This window comes from Bacillus sp. EB01, from assembly GCF_000613125.1.
Classification (GTDB): domain Bacteria; phylum Bacillota; class Bacilli; order Bacillales; family Cytobacillaceae; genus Bacillus_D.
On sequence record NZ_HG964497.1, the window covers coordinates 4,586,920 to 4,604,486 of the forward strand.

The following is a 17,567-nucleotide window of genomic DNA, read 5'->3' on the forward strand; positions in this document are numbered from 1 at the left end:
TTGTATATGTTCTTAAAGATACCCGTTAGCTTAAGAAAATTTCACAATCCCCGTATATGATCTGTGTTCATTGGTATATAAATTATATCCCTTAAAAAATACGGGATATACAACTTTACTTCTCTGTAGTACCCATTTCAATGTTATTAAGGGCGTTCGTCCCAGGGTTCAATCGTTCCAACTATTTTTACTTGTTCATCATTAACTAGGGACTCCTTAATTCCCTTACAAATTTCATCATGAGTTAACCATCGAGAATAATCATTTTCAACAATAAACCCTAATTGAACTTGGCGATATAAGCAGTTGGAAGGTAAAGTTGTATTATTCTTGATTTCATCTAGGTCTGAACTGCTTCCAAGCACATGGAATAGTCTCCATGAATTTTCTTCACTTGAAAGCTCTTGTGAAATTACATTTAAAGCATTCTTTCCCGTTGAATGGATCCATGCTACTACCAATTCAATTGGACCGTTCTTTTTTATAGTCATTTTTAGCTGCTCTTTTAATTGAATATCGTTGTGATAATCAATTAGTAATGGCGTAATTCGGGATTGTTTCTTTGACGCATTTATCAATTGATTCATTCGTTGGGGATTACGTCCTATTACTGATAGGTTATAGCCTTCATTCACTAACCATAATGAGACTTTTGATAACATCCCTGTACCACCGATTACTAATGCATGCAATACATTTTCACATCCTAATAAAGAAATTTTACTTATAACAGCTAGGAAAATTATTTTCCTAGCTGTTATTTTTTTCTTAATCTTTGATTTCATAAGTCATACTTGTTCCGCCATAAGATGACATTGTGTATTGGATTTGATAGACAAAGCGGTTTGTGTTTGTACTATGGGTCATAGGGTGATAACTTAAATTCCAACCAAAAAGAAATGAATTTTGATCAGAAGGCTCTTTTTTTAGGAATTCCAATTCGTCTTTTGAATTCACCTCAAATACAGCAATTCCTCCCAATGGCTTGTTTGCAAAATGTTCATGGTAAATGATTTTCCCAAATGCTTTATTTTTGATCCATTGATTCAATGCATAATTGACCTCTTTAGCATTTATTCCAGCTGGTGCAATACCATAAACTAAATAGCATCTAGTTTTGAACTTCACTTATTAATCACCTCTTGACTTAATTATAAGGTGGTGAAACATTAAAAACATTACAAAAACTGCTTTGTTAGAAAGCATTATTTGATAAAATAGTAATAACGACTTTTAAAAAGGGGGGTATCCATGGGATTTCATCTTAAATTACCAAACATAAAATTTTTACAAATAGAGGGACAAAATTGGAACGATACCCTTCATTCTCATAAAGATGTTTATCAGATTTCAATTCCATTACAAGGTGAAATGGTCGCAAATCTTAATGGTAAGGAGAATGTCTTAACGGAGGGACAATCTATTGTAGCAAATCCTCATTCAATGCACGGTCATCAATTTGAAGGAAGGACAAGCTCATTTATAATTGTGGGTCTTAATCGAGAAGCCCTAAACAATTGGGCTAAAGAGAGATTTTCAATATTAGATGAAATTGAATTCAATGAGAATCAAAGAGTTTTTACCGCAGATTTGCAACGACAAATGAAACTTTGGTTAACACCTTATTTATTTGAAAATAAAAACTCAAACCCTCTAACCATTGAATTAGAAAATGAAATTTTCTCTTACTTTTCAGGAATTTTAAAGGGAAGTCATCAGGTTAGGCGACGTACATTACATGTGGCTTCAGATATGGCGATGGATAAGGTTATAGAGTATATCCATACAAATTATACTGATGAGCTAACAATTGAACAGATGGCTGAATTAGCTCAACAAAGCGTGTACCATTTTATGCGGTCCTTTAAAAAACTAACGAAGTTTACACCTCATCAGTATATTTTGACATTGCGAATAGAAAAAGGAAAAGACCTACTTTGTCATTCAACTAAAACAATCACTGAAATAGCTTATGACTTAGGGTTTTCCTCCCCAACTAGCTTTTATCGTAATTTTGTACGAATTGTTGGATGTACCCCTAAGCAGTACAGGGTTAAAACTTGAAACTCCACCCCTAAGGTGAAAGTTGACTTATACCAGCGGGATCTGAAGTACCAAAGTGACCGCAGTCCTTTTCCATTTTGGTCAGGTTTCTGGGTCAAGGGCATGTCATCGCCCTTTTCTAGCTCTCCACACATTTGATTCTCATATTGTACAAATTTATAAATCAGGCGGTGCCGCTGATACTACTGCACCTGTCTTCATGCGTCCGCTACTTCGACAGTCGACTTTTTTCAAAAAGCTATGTTAAATAGTATTGTTGATAAATGAACATAAAACAAGAACCTGATTGGGGTCCTTGTTTTAAAGCCTTATTGAAGAATAGCACCCGTATGTTTAAGTACATATCTTTACATACTTCAGTTTATTATAGGAAGGCTCTCTCGTTCCTCAACAAAAATTTTACAAAAAAAGGTGTCTAATCCTTTCTGGATCAATGCACCTGTCACTAAAAAAATTGCTTTACCTATTTTGCCTTTTTCAAAATTTCCTGTTGAAACCTAAAAATTTCCTGATCGACTTCTAAAAGTGCCTCACTCAAAGCCCGCCGCTTAGTATACATTTTCTCAAGTTCTGTTTCCTGTTTAGACAGCGTTTCCAAACTGGTGTCTTTTACTGGATTTAAAGACGCAGAGCCAGAAGTAGGGAATATGAAAAATAAACAAGCCATCATAAAAATAAATATCCGATAATTCAAAAGGTATCTCTCCTATAAGCAAGTTTACCTTTATCTTTTGAGCAATTTAAATCATTTATACATTTTGAGCTAACCTGCCCCCTTTAGTACAAGAAGTTCAACAAAAAAGAGTGTAAATCCTTACTGGATCAACACTCTTTTAGAGTTGTCGCTAAAGTGGTTTTCTGAATGAATAACACCATTTATCATATTCTAATTTTTCTTCGTAAAATCGGTGAGCATTTATTCGTTGAAGTCCAGATTCCAATGCAACATACTCTGCTCCTTGCTCTTTTGCCCAACTATGTATATATAATAGTAATTTCTCACCGTATCCAAATGATCGATATTCTATGTCTGTTACTAAATCATAGATAAAAATGTGTCTCTTATTATAGAAGTTCACTCTCCAACTTAACCCAGCCACTGAAACAATTCTATTATTATTATAAAGAGCGAATAACCTGTAGCCATCTCTCTGCATTTCCTCAAGTAACTCCAAATAAGATTCTTCGGTTAAATCAGTCCGAAGCTGATTTAGGACTAGAAATGCCTCAATCCATTGTTTTTGTGATGTTAACTCCTGAATATTTTCTTGCATTAGTAACCTCTTTCTATTAAGTAATATCTAAATTATAGCTTATTCTTCTTGAACAAACCTGCTATTACCATCATAAGAAAAGGCTGTCTCCACGACAGCCTTTTTTTTCATTTGCCCCCTTTGGTGAATGTATTCTATTTATTTATTTCTTCCCACTTACTCAAATACATACGTTCTGTCAGTTTTTTAGGATTAGGTATCTTACATATAAATTCTAAACTATTACCATCAGGGTCATTAAAATGAATTTTAGCGTGTGCATAATCCTCTTGAGGCATCACGAAAGGCTCGAGTGGCTCAAATCCGAAAGCCTCTCTGGGTTCATATCCTTTATTTTTAAGCCAACTAACTGAGTTCTTTAATCCTTCTAACGATACTTGAAACGCTATATGTCTTATAGAAGGATGATACTCGAGTTCTACTTTATCGGTTTTCCATAATCCCAACCAACTTTTATCTTTTTCAACCCATAAAAATGCCAACCTATCCTCAACGGTATGGTCAAGTTCAAGCCCAAGGTTAGTATAAAACTCTATTGAACGATTTAAATCACTTACTGGTAAATGTGCTTCATATAATCCTTTTATCAATGATTTCCCCCCCACAATATCCTTATATTATTATAATTATTATAATTTTTATAAAATTCTTCTTCAACTAAACTGCCCCTTTAGCTCAATAAGGAATTGAACAAAAAAATCCCTAGTCACCACTTCAACACCTCATTATTTTTTCAAGAAAAATCCTACCAATGTAGAAATGAATCCTATAATAATTAAGATTTGGACAACATTTGAAGGTCCTGATCCCCAACTAGATATATTTTGAATAAATAAAGCTAACAACATAATGGATATTCCTAATATCATTATTTTCATAGGCTCTCTCATCAGGGTCCTCCCTATCTTTCGTTTTACGTTAATCAATATTTACCATTTAAATCTATTTTTATGGACAGTTAATTTAAATTCTTGTTGTGCTAAACTGACCCGTTTGTTTATAAGAAATTCCACAAAAGAGCGCGATAATCCTTCCTGGATCTCCGCACTCGTTAGATTACAACTGATTAAAAATACCATCTTACATAATAAGCAAAATTATGGAGAAAATACAAAAAAAGGAGGAGTAATAATGAAAAAAGTAAGTTCCCTCATTTTTCTGATAGTCGCAATACTCTCCATAAATGTTCATTTTACATTTGCCAATTCACAAGAACTTTGGACTAAGTACCCTGATAACTCAGCAATGAGTTTCCAAAATGCTGATGCTTTCTACGATTCAGTCGATAAAGAACAATATATCGAATTTAAGAATGCAAAATTGAACATCCGTGAAAAGACTTACTTTCAAGACATTAATAGTGTGCTATCAAAAGCTGATAAGTACGGTACGTCTAGAACTGGCGGAGAAGGTTATCATCCCAAAAGACAAGTGTATGTGTTTGTGACAGTTAGTGAAGATGGGAAAAAACATTTTACGGCAGTTTTCGATGCTGCCAAAAGACTTATTTCATCAAGTTCAAACATTGAAAGAAAAAATCCGTACGGCTCCTAAAGAGGGAGTGTACGGATTTTTTAATGCTTATTGAATAAACTGCCCCGTTTGTTTAATAAAGAATTCAATAAAAAAGTGCGGAAATCCTTCCTGGATCTACGCACTTGCTAGTTCAATAAGAATCCAATTTATTTCCCTGAGTCTTGGACTGGATAATGTAACCACCTTCAGATTCAATTTTATAGTGTCCGACAATAAAATCCTTTGTATTAATTAAATCTTGGAAAACATTTGGTATTTTGCAATCCCAGTTCAAATTTTCTACTTTAAGAGGAAAATTATCTTCATTTGGATTCGGGGTATGAATAAAAACTGCATCAACACCAGCGTCTTCATCGTCAATGTGAAACAAGAATGGTACGGTATTTCAAGGGTTTCAAGCCTTTTTAATATATTTTTATATAAGGCTATATGTGCCTGAATGTGCTTTCTTCGTATCCTCAGGCTATGATTTCCATATCCAGAAAAATAGAGATGGTAATGCCATAGGTCAAACCACGCTTCTTTAGCAAATTGTAAATTACACGTTTCTAATGCAACTTCTCTCGATAAATTACGAAAATATCGCCTTTTTCCACGGAACTTTTTCAATCAAATCCTCCTATCTGTAATGTTTTTCGTACTTACCCAAAAGGAGCTACTTCATGCCTGTATTTTTTCGACATCCCTCAATTTGCTCCATTTTCTTGCTCTACAGCTTCTTCATCGGTCGAAAAAAAGTATGTTGTTCCATTAATCGAATAGGGTTGATCGAACCGCATCCCATTGTTTATGGCTGATCAATTGAACGGTTCGACATTCGTTTCCTGTTTAAAAAATCTTGCTACCTCCTAGATGCCTTTTCAATTGTTCTTCCGAAACATCTTATGAACCAAATAATCTACATCAAATGATGTAATCCTCTATTTTTGCAAAAAGCTCATAACCGGTTCTGAACTTTTTCTTTAATTGACATAATGACGGTATATGTGAACGTTTGCCGAGAACACTTTTTTCCCCTTACATCCAGCCAATTTTATTTTGAAAATGTCTTTTACCTTTTTTGTGCATCATTGTGAGAGGAAGCGTCAAGCAATGCAATTATGCACAAAATGCAAACAGTATCTCCTAACTCTGCCAGGAGTAGTTTGTATGGAAATAATCAGCCATCTTTCCGGAACTGCAAGTTCCCCGTTTTTCCCCTTAAGATAATCAACAATTGCCCTTCGATTGTTCTAATGCAATGTACGGGACATCTAAACAATTCCTTGGTCCAAATATAATTGTTGTAGTTATCTTTAACTGTTTGGTGAATATTTTCAAACAATTTTGGTTATCCTCTTTTTAGGAGGTTTATCATTTGTTTATCAATAGACCGAGACTGCTTACTGACGAGAGTGTTGGAAGTTACTTATGGCGACTTTCACAAGCTAATGGCTATGAAACCCCTTTTATTATCTTGAAGGAATTTAAAATAAAAAGGCATGAAGTAGAAACCAACTTTTTTCCCGAAGAGGTATGTACTTTTCTCGTAGATAAAACGGAGATATCAGCGGATGCATTCTCAAGGGGTAGCTTCAATTTAATAACTAAAGACTTTACCAAATTACAGGAAAAATTCTTTTTGACAAAGTATTGGACAAAATACTGTCCAGAATGTTTAAAAGAGGAACCTCATCACCAGTTGCTGTGGAGTATAAATATAGTTTCGAATTGTTCAAGACATGGATCCTTGCTTCTAGAAAAGTGTCCTCATTGTCAGAAAAGGCTTAACATACCCTCTTTATTAAAAGATCAATGCAAGAGCTGTCACTTACCATTATCACATGCCCCAAAAATAGAAATAAAAAATGAATTTACGTTGAAAACCCAACGCGAGATTATCAACAAAATAAAAGGCGAAAATACTAGTGGATTTTTGGCAGACCAAAGTATTAAAAAGTGTATTGAATTGTTGCTTAGAAGCATGTATATGGTTCACTCATTGAAGAGTTTTACGTCTGAAAGGACAATTCATTCCCACTTTGTATCAAGATCACGGAGTAGTACAAATGAGCAAATCTTGGATGCTTTATCAAATATATTCTTTATGTATCAAGACTTCCCAATGAATTTGCATTTGGTTTTTGACCGCTTTTTCACTCAACCATATGAAACCCGAAAGTATAGATGGAGAGAGTTTTCGAAACTTTTTTCTAGCCATGAGTTTAGTCACATTAAGAAAGCTTATGAAATCTACGATAACCGGAAAATTCGCAACAGAATGGTACCATTGAATTTTAAAGCTTTTCACCCCGAAAAAACTAACTTATTAACCAGCACTTTCCTAAACAAGAATGAGTTTCGTGCATCGCTTAATATCTCCAGAACAAAAATGGATCAATTATTTAAAAATAAACTCCTCGAAACTGACACTGTAAAAATCGGTCAGGAAAAGTATTGCTATAGAATTACTAAAGATCAATTATCAGAATTCCAATTTATAAAAAAGCAAGAAAACGATTTTATTACGCGTAAAGAGGCAGCCGAATTCTTGGGCATCAGCACAGAGGTTATTTTGAAGTTAATTCAAGCAGGTCTTCTACAACCCCAACATAAAACGGGAAATAAAAACACATACTTGGTGCGAAGTGAATTGATTTCGCTTTTAAAGAAATGTAAGGTGATTGGTAACCTTCCGGATCAAGTCATAGCTTTAAGGGATTTGCTTCCTAAGGGCTATTCAATATCCTTCCTACTTCTTTCAATGAAAACTGGAGCTATAAAAGGAGTAACAAACCGAAGAAATTTTAAAATAAGTGATATATTTTTTTATAAACATGAAATTGATAATTTAACAATGAAGAGAAATGAAGAAAAGCATAATGTTCGTGGATACACGTTTACTGAGGCAGCCTGCATTTTGGGTATCAGTGAAAGGACACTCCATAAGTATATAGAACATCATGTTATTATCCCAAAAACAAAACCTAGGAGTAATAGTTTTATTTTTGACAAACACGATCTCCTTTTGTTTCAGAAAACATTCATTACTGTGCCAAAAGCTGTTCAGAAATATGGTATCTCAGCTTCAAAATTACGTAACTTTATCTATAAGGGGCAATTAAAGGATTATTTGGCAGGCGTTAATAAAACGCTGTTATTAAAATCAGCGGAGCTAGAAAAGTTGTTAAATTCCATAAATAAGTAATTATTTATCACGTTTCTTGGCTCTTTAGCTTTGTTATCTTCCATGCTTAACTATCTCTGCCTTAATCGTGTTGATGATTTGACCATCTTTACCCACCAAGGGAAATCATCTAGAAAATTGCATAAACTCACAATAAAAGAGCCTCCCTACTTTTTGGAGGCTCGTTCTCTTTCCACCGCTATGTCTACGAAGAATTTAATAATTATTTTCTGACACTCTTTTACCTTCTCCTCATCAATTTCTATCTTACTTGGTTGGTAAATAAACTCTAGCTTTTTTCCCATCCCATTTACACCCCCACAGCTATTTTTCCCACAAGCGTTTTTATTAAAAAGGTGTTAACTGGGTAAGGTGTCACACTCTTTATACGTTAAAGCCTTTAACGCTTTGGTTTCCCTGAGCTACAAAAATTTGCTGGTCAAGAGATATAGAAAATTCCCAATGATATTCTTTTTTGTCGAACGACTGGCTATGGTGAACAGTACCTGTCTCGTCAATAGAAGCTACAACAGTTTCCAGATTATTGCCAACTACCCAGAGGTATACTCCCTTGCCAGGAAACCAATATGCTTTAGATTCATAGGATTTTGGCAGTGAGCTATATTTCCATTGTAGTTTCCCGTCTGTTGAATATCCTTTAAACTCAGATTTTGTAATAATCCCGAAGGTTTCACTTCCACACCTAACGGAAAGGATATTTTCATTCTCTTTTATTTCCAATACTTTTTCTAGCTTTGGACTATAAACGCTAATCGTCCTTGTTCCCACACGCAATAAAATGTTTCCCTGTGGGGTTTCGTAAGCTTCGTAAATCGCGGCGGGTAATTTTAACTCCTGTTGCTTTTGCTCTGACAAAATCACGTATATCTTCTTCCCTGTTCTCTTCAAACTGTATGCCTTAAGTTCTATAGTGTTAATTCCCGCTCCGAAATCCATTTCGTTTTCCTGATCTTCTTCTTTATCAAATGTTAACAACCATTTATTTTTTTCATCTCTCTTTAAATACCCGGGTACCGGCGGAGTCCCTCTTTCAGAGGCGAACCGAACAAATGCCAAATCAGATTCAATAAATTCGAGATTAAATCCCTGTGATTCAACCTTGAATTTCCCTATTTCTTTTCCCTCTTTTGAGAGCATAAGGAGAGTACCAGGCATATAGGTGATTTCTTCTTTTGATGGAATGCTTGTAAAGAGTGTTTCCCCATCAGGCGATAAGTATAAAGACCACATTGAAGAAAATATCTCTTTTCTCCACAATACGTTTGAGGCGAAATCATAACAAATCAATACATGCCTCCTACGTTCTATTTCCCTTTGCGTTTCAGTCATTTTTAAGAGCCGGTCATAGTCCTCCCGCTCAGTTTCGACATTTTCAACCGCGTATATCCGATTATACTTAAAATCAACTATCCTACTCCCTAACCAATCCTTGTCGCCTTTTACTTCCCACGCCTGGTTGAATTTTTTCGTTTCCGTTATCTCAGGTGCCACAAGGTTATCTAATGAATCTCCATCTGTTTTATCCAAGATAGATTTTGCCTCGAAATGCGTCCACCTATGCCCTGGTGGGGCAAGCCAGAAATATCCTTGGCTATTAGCTGTTCCATCGAAAAAGACGTTTTGTCCAAACAAAGTAAACAATTGCATTCCAGGATGTCCCTCAGAACCCGTTATGGTTTCTCCGGTTTCTTTCGAAAGTTCATACAGGCGATTATCCTGACACACTACGAGGAACTTCTCCTGTCCCGGAATTAAAGCAATGGTGTCTGCTTGTTTAGGCAGCTTAGCTCCATAAACAAACTTTCCATCCCTATCAATCCAAAATGTTTCTCCACTTGTGAATGACACAACCAGTTTATTATCGATCCAGTCAATGTATCTGCCTTCGTTTTTGAATGCATTTAACCAAACCAATGACCCTCTACTATCCCAAGCTGATACTCTTCCTTTTTCCTCAAGGATAAATATCATATCTGTTTCAGGATCATGAGCAAACCCCGCATAAGGGGAGTTAAAAGTCATTCTCTCAAATCCACTCATAAACTGGGATGCAATTTGTTCAGCTATTCGGCTAATTGCCTCATCTTCATTTTTTGGTGGGACAGATAAAGCTTTTTGCATCTCAATTTGTTTCTTTTGTAATTCTGCTTCCTTTAACTCGGAAATTGCTATTCTAGCTTTAAGGTTCCCTTCCCCATCTAGGCGATATAAACGGTCCATGCTGCCCACCAGAATATCGGTACTGTCATCTGATACCTGGAGTGTGTATGGCATAAACTCTAATTCACCAAAAAGAGTATTCATGCGTTCGTTGAAACCTAATGCCCACTTCATTTGACCGTCAAAATCAAAGCAATAAAGTTCTCCTGGACCGTTGTATGTTTCACGCGTTCCAATTAACCAATATGTATCGCCCATTGCAAAGGAAAATGGCTGCCAAGAAAATACAAATTGAAATACATTTCCGGTTTGAAAGTTAACAAAACAAACCTTTTCTTTCTGATGAAGGATGGCTCCGTGTTCATTAGCTTCTACACATGTGAACTTTTCTACAGGTCTACCTTTAAAAGAGTATTCTCTGACCGATTCCTTACTGATTAATTCAATTGCCCCCGCCGCGTGAACAATTAACAAGTTTTCATTGTGAAATAAGTGTTTGAATTTTTTACGAGATCGTTTATCAAAACCTATCAATTTTGGGTTTTCCTTTTTAACTGAAAAAAACGAATCCCACGACATGCCTTCGCTTATTGTTACATCAATTGTAGACAGTTTTCGGTACTTAGTATTATTAACTTGTTTAAGGTAGGATTTGCTTAATAATTTTGACTGTTCCTCTTTTGTTTGGGTCTTGGGTACATCTGCAACGGCAGTATTATTTTTACCGGTCCCGGAAAACAGCTTTTTAATAGAATTGAAAATGCTCACTGCATTTACCCCCTCAGTATCTTAATCGATTTGACAACCAAATCGTGTTTTTACTTTTGACTCATGCTAGATATCTATATCATATCAAATAATTAAGGGGGGTTACGCTTTTAAGTGTGTGAGCACCAAGTGATTCCCAGTAACTCCGTGAAAAGAAATAAAAGCCTCAAATATGCAAGAAGGTATCACTCGCATATTTGAGGCTTCTTAAAAATCACAAAAATATCCTTTAATCCCCAATTATAATGTATCAGTAAGATTAGGTGAAACCATCAAGCTAGACGGGATTCTAATTCATAAATAACAACATCCGGAACATATCTACATTTTGATTTCAATGTGCTGAAAAAGTATTCCAATGCTTTATAACTGTTAGATAGAGTATCCAAATTTATATCAAACACCAGGAAATAGTGAGAATCCTTTAACGTACAAAAAGGCAGGAGTTCGTTCAATATGAACGGATCTTGGTAAAAAGGAAAAAACACCTCAAATGAAGCAGTTATCAATATTGATTGTTCATTCCATAATGGATGAAAACCTCCCTTTGTTATGACCCAAGCTTCGGGATTTAATTGGACATACTCCTTACCACTTTCCACGCGAGATGAGATTAAACCTAAACTTTTAGCTTTATCATACTCCACTGAAATACCGGTTATTATTCCTAATTCAACCCATTCATCATGGTCTAGTTGTTTAGCTGATATCACTTCTAATAATCTTATGACTTCTTTGCCTGCCATGTCGGTGTAGAATTGTTTTATGGCAAAATCCACATTTTGTTTTCTCCAGGAATTATGCTTTGCATTGTTAATAGAATACATGTCCCCTGATTTTGACACTATACCCGTTCTCACTAAGTGATTAAGTATATCCCAGAATTTGTCCTTACTTAGTAATAAGGACTTCAACGCTGCATTGACATTTTTATCGTTTTTTCTTTGTTTCAGTTTTATGCTGTCCGCCTTTTTAAGGAAATCCAGGAGCAAAAAGGATTGCAGGAAGTAACTTTGAATTACCTCCTCCTTTTTGTCAGGAAATTTCTTAATAAAGAGAGATCGCGTCCAAGTTTCTATTCGATTTTTAAGGTCAGATGGCATCTGCGATTTAACAAAAATCCCATATTGGTTGAACGATTGAATATGACTATCCTCCAAAGGTTTTCCGGTATGAACAAACATTATTAATTCATTTAGAACAGTCTCGCCAAATCGATCTGCCAAAGAACAAAATTTATTTGCATTTTCATAAAAACCTATAATTTGAGCTGTAATCCACGGCGGCTTCGATTCTTTAAACAAACCGATCTTCAGCATATCCGCAATATTTGATAATTCCTCTCCAGTTAATTGAAGAAGGGCTTCCCTATGATTCAAAGAATTCCCCCCTTTCTACAAGTTCCTCAAAAGTTCTAATTTTATATACAAATCCATAGTTAATCATTTCTCTTCTTCTTTTTGAATAAAATTTTTCTTCTTCTGTATTTCTTGAGACTAGGGCATAATAACACGCCTCTTTTTTACCCCCATCCGCAGGTAATAGCTTTCCTAACCGTAGATATTCCTCCCGCTCTGACCCTTGGTGATAAGAAAGAGATATCATAGTATCAATAGCCTTAAGCTGCATATTCTCTATAAGCTTAGAAGCTGTAACAAGTTTATTGACCTCTTGGTTATTGAAAGTCTCGATGAGCGGTTTTCGTTCTTCATCGTTCAAATGGCTGCTTAATAAGGGTAAACCAAAGGAGTCAGCATATTTCTTAATTAAGGGAGAATAATACGTGACCAGTAAAGCACGTTTTGATTTTTTCTTCTGTAAGATAATGCTAGCAGCTTCCCTTTTGTAGGAATTACTTGAATCGGGGTTGTATTTATTGTTGGGATTTCTTCTCTCATATTCTCTGCGCTCATCTGTAGGCAATGGAATTTTAATTTCTACACAATTAACCGGTACCTGATATTTTTTATGAACCAATGTTCTGTGCAAAACTTCATACCATTTGGGTCCAATAAGAGCAAAAACCAAGTTTCCTCCTCCATCTGCGCGTGCCAGTGTTGAAGCCAACGCTAGTTTATTTTTGGAGTGAATTTCAGTTGTCACCTCATGAGTCGGAGTTGGGAGTTTATGCGCATCATCGTAAATAACAAAGCCAAAGCCAGTCATTTTCTCAACATTTGCAGAAATCGTATCATAAGTCCCTATTGTAATAGGCTTTATTGCAGCCTCTGAATTTTCGAATAAAGAAATGTTTCCTTCATGTACATCTGTTCTATCCATGATTTCCTGGTGCCACTTATCCATTCTTTGCTTATCCTCAACAATTATGAGTGTTGAAGTTTTAAGATTCTCCATTATCTTTAAACCAGCCAGAATTTTTCCCGAATTCGGCGGCATGATTATGGTTCCTCCTCCGCCAGCTTGTTCGTTATATTTCATGTATGAGGTTATAGCTTCAGTTTGGTAATCTGCGAGATTACCCTCAAGGAGGTGGATATCGATTTCCTCACCAGATTGGTAAACTGCATCTTTAACAAAGTAATCCATATCGAACAATATTTTTTTAATTTCCCTGCGGTACCTCAGTTTGAACATTAAAGTGGTAGTGTTCACTTCCACATAACCTTTGTTTGTAATCTCCTCTAAACCTTTGATATCTTTTATTATTTCTTCCGTACTTCCCGTCAGGATTAAATCATCGCCTCTTACTGAAAATTTTAATGAACCAAATTGGTTTATATCTTTTTGGATGGTGGATTTGAACCAATCCGGAATCTTGTTTTGAGAATTTGTTTCCAAAAAAGAAACGATTTCATCTGCTTCCATTCCCTTTGCCTTGGCTGTCCACAATGTATAAGGAGAAATAGTGTAAGTATGTACTTGTTCAGGTGCTTGTTTTAGATCTGCAAATTGGACGAGTTGCTGACTTACTTCCCCTGTTATATCCAAGTCCTCAACAACATATATGTTCCGACTATTAGGATGAACAATTAGAGGTTTATCATACAAGTTAAATCAACCCCTTTAGTATGGTTTGTCCGTAATCATCCAACTCTTGTTTCCTCGATTAACTCCATTAATCGTGGGAGGTCTATTAATTTTATCGGCTTATCTATGCAATATTTCATTGCCGGCTCAGTAAAATAACCAGTGGTTACGAAGTAACCCTCCTTCGCGTTCATATCGATCAATGCGCTGTGAAACTTTTGAATATCAGGTCTTGATATTTTATTGGTTTCACTATACCTTTTACATTCCACAACCGATACTTCCTTATTTTTTCTAAGAATAATGTCTTTGCCTCCATCCCCAGTCAAAGGAGTAAGCTCTGCAGTATATCCTTTACAGGTAAAGAGGTCAGCAATATACTTCTCGAATTCCGCCGAGTTCATTGTCATCAACTTTTGATATGCTGAGCCTCTCAATACCCTTGCTTTTGCTTGATTGCGTATATATTGGGCTTGTTTTGTTTTTCGCAAATTTATCAACGTGTGTAACAAGTAAGCCAGAGATGCAAGGAAAACAACGCTTAAACTCCATTCAACTAAGCTCATCGATTGAATCATTAAAACAAAATTTTCCTTTAACCGCTGCAACCATCCAAACAATATTTTTCCAATTGCGTAGAGAGCAATGCAACTAATGATGATCCATTCTATTTGGGATTTCGTCTTTGAAGATCTTCTGTATTTTCCCTTTGACATGTAACACCTCCTCGTACATCTATATTCTTAATAGATAGGATGTATTCGTTTTGGACCCTTCCTGCTTTGATACATATGACGGGAAGAAAAAGAAGGCATCCCGATTGTTTAAGGATGCCTTCAATAGTATGTGAAATTAGTAAAATACGATTTGTCGTACCATAGCTCATTGTTTACGGCTCATTTTTCACGCAACCTTGATAAATTGTCCGGAAAGTTTCCGGTTTTGTTATTTCTACAACCGAGTAACGATTTATAGAGCACACTGTCAAGAAGGCATCCAAAATTAATTCGGGATGCCTTCAAACTTGGATCAGTTGCTTTTTCGGTTTTATTCAAAACATGGGATTCTTTTAATGCCTAGAACCACTCTCTTTAAACGATTTTAATAATTCACTAATTTCTTGTAGATTAGAGTCCCCTTGAAAAATCATCTCATACGTAAAGTCACCTTTACTTCCAATAAGGTAATGATCTGGATTGTCTTTCACTTCAAAAACTCTCCACTCAATTCCATTTAAGTTGAATTGATCTAGTTCTTTACCTTTTTCCCAATTATAAACCCAGTTTGAACGAACAGTTGAGTCCTTATGATAGGCTCTAACATATACAACGCTTGAACCTGGTTCTTCATAGGTCAAATAAGCATGATTAAATTGTTTGTATCTTTCTAGACTGGCAGAATGAATCTTTAACTGTGAAGTTGAAAATTCATATATGAACGGTGTCTCTTTATGAAGTATTTCTAAAACCGCCCCAACATGTTCAGGGATGGTATCAGCATGTTCAATAACCTCTATTTCAGTTTCTTCAGGATCAATATTTGAAGCAGGTCCAGGGTTTGCACTAGTAAAATTATCAAGCTTAGGAACGAACTGTTGTGGATCAATCGGAATATTTACTTCTAGTGTTTCTGAACGGAGATAACTAATAACTTCTCCTTTATCGTTGTAGATTTCATACTGTACTAATATCCCAGTATCCTTATCGACCCAGAAGCGAAAGCTGCTTTCATTTGGTTGCACACGATTGACAACACTCTTATCAACACTTCCATGTAAAACAATAGTATTATGACCAAATAACTCTTCGTTTTGCTTTTCAATCTTCCATTGATCCGTAAATCTTAAATATTTAACTGTCATCTCGTAAGGGAACAAAAGTAAGCCTGAACTCCCACTTGGCGGTCTTTCCCTAAATTTATCACTGGAATCATAAAGTTTATAGATAGGTATTGAAAAAACATCCTCTGGTTTAACAACTTCTCTCTTCGGTTCAATTGCATAATCGTTAGAAGAATAAGTCTTGCTATCATCATTTAAACTCCAAATTTTCTGATCGTTATAAAACAATTCATTCGTTGTTAGCTTTGCTCCTTTCACCTTTTTATCTGGAAGATTTAACGCTTTTTCATAACCTCCAATAGGGTCACTTAAACTAGTTTTAAATTCGACAATTCGTTGACTGGTAGATTCATCATAATACCTATCAAATATCTCATATTTCCCTGAAGCAGTTTGGAAATTGTCAACTGTGTTTAAAAGTTTATTTAAAACATCTTCTTTTTCCATAGCATCATAATTTTCTTCACTTTTGGACGCAGGTTTAATTTTTTCATTTGAAGGTTCATTTTTCTGTTGAACCTCTTTTTCTCCCCCAACACCCGATGCTTGTCCCCCTTCTTGAATTACCCCTGATTTTTCTAAGCTGAAATAACTAATTCCAACTATAAAAATACAGGTAAAACTGAGGCTTATTATTAATGGAAATACACTTTTGAAACTCTTGCTTTTATTTGGATTGTAAATAGCGTTTCTTACCTGAGCCTTATTTCTTTCCCTGAAATCCAGATTTTTCAAAACCGTATTATCCATACTTTCTTTTAACCTATTAAACCTATCATCCATTACTCTTGCCTCCTTCAATCATTTTTTTCAACAAAAGTCGGGCTCGGTGCAACCTGGATTTTACGGTTTGAAGACTAATGTTCAGCAATTCAGCTATTTGGTTGTACGTTAATTCTTCATAATAATATAAAATATTAATTTCTCGGTACTTAATTGGAAGAGATAAGACATTGACCGATAGGGCTTTTTGGTTTTCTACGTTTATCAATTCACTCTCTGGGGTTTTAAAATTAGTGCTTTTTTTCGACAGAAGCTCAGCAATAATAATGTTTTTATAACTCCAGCTTTTTAACCTATCCTTACACAAATTCACTGTAATACGGTAGATCCATGTTTTATAAGAAGACTCATTTCGAAAGGTGTCTAATTTCTCATAACATTTTATAAAAACCTCCTGTGCAATATCTTCAGCTAACTGTTCCTTTTTCATAAAAGTAAATGCCAATCGTACAACACTTCTACCGTACTCATTCATAAGCCATTCTAAGGTTTCTTCTTTACTCGAAAATTCGACTTCCATATAATCACTCTTCTTTTTTCTTAACATCTTCCACACCCTTTCAAACTTTAGACGAAGCCCAAAATGGATGGTTGCAACAATTATACAAAAATATGGTTTTAAATTTCTATCCATAGAGAGGAGTCTTCTCACAGAAAACCATTTAATATGCTTCTTCTTACCGCTTCAAGATTAGTCGTAAAGAAGTGAGCTGTATGTAATAGTTATATGGCAAATCGCGGAGTCCTGAAAACCGGTAAATTGTTTAATGAAAATCGCTATAAAAAAGCCGCCAAATATGGCGGCTCATCGGAAGTAACGGATATTCGAATTAATAAATGGGTATGTCCAACCTTAATCCCTTCGGGATGATACCTGATTTTATGGTACAAAACAAACGTATACTACTTAACAGTTTCAATTTTAGCTCGGAAAAATGAACAAGTTCTACTTTGTTGGATGATTCAT

At 35.3% G+C, this 17,567-nt stretch carries 16 protein-coding genes; 3 read left to right on the forward strand and 13 right to left on the reverse strand.

Translation table 11 applies throughout. From position 1 onward, the window contains the following. Positions 1-146: 146 nt before the first annotated feature. Both TY16_RS21565 and TY16_RS21570 read right to left on the reverse strand, forming a co-directional pair. Positions 147-785, reverse strand: coding sequence for a short-chain dehydrogenase (locus TY16_RS21565; protein ID WP_331281069.1), 639 nt, complete (start codon positions 783-785; stop codon positions 147-149). Beyond that, on the reverse strand, positions 769-1,128 hold the full coding sequence (locus tag TY16_RS21570) for a hypothetical protein (protein WP_043933818.1): 360 nt from the start codon (positions 1,126-1,128) through the stop codon (positions 769-771). The genes TY16_RS21565 and TY16_RS21570 overlap by 17 nt, the downstream gene beginning before the upstream one ends. Before the next feature lie 123 nt (positions 1,129-1,251). Here TY16_RS21570 and TY16_RS25430 point away from each other — a divergent pair, with 123 nt between their 5' ends. After that, positions 1,252-2,064, forward strand: a complete 813-nt coding sequence (locus TY16_RS25430) for a helix-turn-helix domain-containing protein (protein WP_052342820.1) — start codon at positions 1,252-1,254, stop codon at positions 2,062-2,064. A gap of 463 nt (positions 2,065-2,527) precedes the next feature. Here the strand turns inward: TY16_RS25430 and TY16_RS21580 are convergent, their stop codons facing one another. From TY16_RS21580 to TY16_RS26400, 4 genes are all read right to left on the reverse strand, one after another. Further along, positions 2,528-2,758 carry a hypothetical protein gene (locus tag TY16_RS21580; protein ID WP_043933819.1) on the reverse strand — a complete coding sequence of 77 codons (231 nt, stop codon included), beginning with the start codon at positions 2,756-2,758 and terminating at the stop codon, positions 2,528-2,530. A 151-nt stretch (positions 2,759-2,909) separates the two neighbouring features. After that, positions 2,910-3,338 (reverse strand): GNAT family N-acetyltransferase, encoded by a 429-nt coding sequence (locus TY16_RS21585; RefSeq protein ID WP_043933820.1) that lies wholly within the window; start codon positions 3,336-3,338, stop codon positions 2,910-2,912. 134 nt (positions 3,339-3,472) lie between these two features. Then, a complete protein-coding gene (locus TY16_RS21590) occupies positions 3,473-3,928 on the reverse strand; it encodes a VOC family protein (RefSeq protein ID WP_043933821.1) in 456 nt (151 codons plus the stop codon). Positions 3,929-4,063: 135 nt separating this feature from the next. Beyond that, positions 4,064-4,228: a hypothetical protein gene (locus TY16_RS26400; protein ID WP_155922301.1), complete on the reverse strand. Its 165-nt coding sequence runs from the start codon at positions 4,226-4,228 to the stop codon at positions 4,064-4,066. A 241-nt stretch (positions 4,229-4,469) separates the two neighbouring features. Here TY16_RS26400 and TY16_RS21595 point away from each other — a divergent pair, with 241 nt between their 5' ends. Both TY16_RS21595 and TY16_RS21605 read left to right on the forward strand, forming a co-directional pair. Beyond that, the gene (locus tag TY16_RS21595) at positions 4,470-4,892 is read left to right on the forward strand and encodes a hypothetical protein (protein ID WP_043933822.1); all 423 of its coding nucleotides are present in this window, start codon (positions 4,470-4,472) and stop codon (positions 4,890-4,892) included. 1,339 nt (positions 4,893-6,231) lie between these two features. Further along, positions 6,232-8,061, forward strand: a complete 1,830-nt coding sequence (locus TY16_RS21605) for a TniQ family protein (protein WP_043933823.1) — start codon at positions 6,232-6,234, stop codon at positions 8,059-8,061. A 146-nt stretch (positions 8,062-8,207) separates the two neighbouring features. Here TY16_RS21605 and TY16_RS26405 read toward each other — a convergent pair whose 3' ends face one another. From TY16_RS26405 to TY16_RS21635, 7 genes are all read right to left on the reverse strand, one after another. Beyond that, entirely contained in the window at positions 8,208-8,345 is a 138-nt protein-coding gene (locus TY16_RS26405) for a hypothetical protein (RefSeq protein WP_155922302.1), read from the reverse strand. Between the two features lie 79 nt (positions 8,346-8,424). Then, positions 8,425-10,989, reverse strand: a complete 2,565-nt coding sequence (locus TY16_RS21610; protein WP_043933824.1) for a hypothetical protein — start codon at positions 10,987-10,989, stop codon at positions 8,425-8,427. Positions 10,990-11,261: 272 nt separating this feature from the next. Beyond that, positions 11,262-12,368 carry a hypothetical protein gene (locus TY16_RS21615; protein WP_043933825.1) on the reverse strand — a complete coding sequence of 369 codons (1,107 nt, stop codon included), beginning with the start codon at positions 12,366-12,368 and terminating at the stop codon, positions 11,262-11,264. Then, on the reverse strand, positions 12,358-13,998 hold the full coding sequence (locus tag TY16_RS21620; protein WP_043933826.1) for a helicase-associated domain-containing protein: 1,641 nt from the start codon (positions 13,996-13,998) through the stop codon (positions 12,358-12,360). The genes TY16_RS21615 and TY16_RS21620 overlap by 11 nt, the downstream gene beginning before the upstream one ends. 35 nt (positions 13,999-14,033) lie before the next feature. After that, entirely contained in the window at positions 14,034-14,693 is a 660-nt protein-coding gene (locus TY16_RS21625) for a restriction endonuclease (protein ID WP_052342821.1), read from the reverse strand. A 353-nt stretch (positions 14,694-15,046) separates the two neighbouring features. Beyond that, the gene (locus tag TY16_RS21630; protein ID WP_043933827.1) at positions 15,047-16,600 is read right to left on the reverse strand and encodes a hypothetical protein; all 1,554 of its coding nucleotides are present in this window, start codon (positions 16,598-16,600) and stop codon (positions 15,047-15,049) included. Then, the gene (locus tag TY16_RS21635) at positions 16,593-17,234 is read right to left on the reverse strand and encodes a sigma-70 family RNA polymerase sigma factor (protein ID WP_331281070.1); all 642 of its coding nucleotides are present in this window, start codon (positions 17,232-17,234) and stop codon (positions 16,593-16,595) included. Before TY16_RS21635 ends, TY16_RS21630 begins: the two co-directional genes overlap by 8 nt. Between the last annotated feature and the right edge of the window lie 333 nt (positions 17,235-17,567).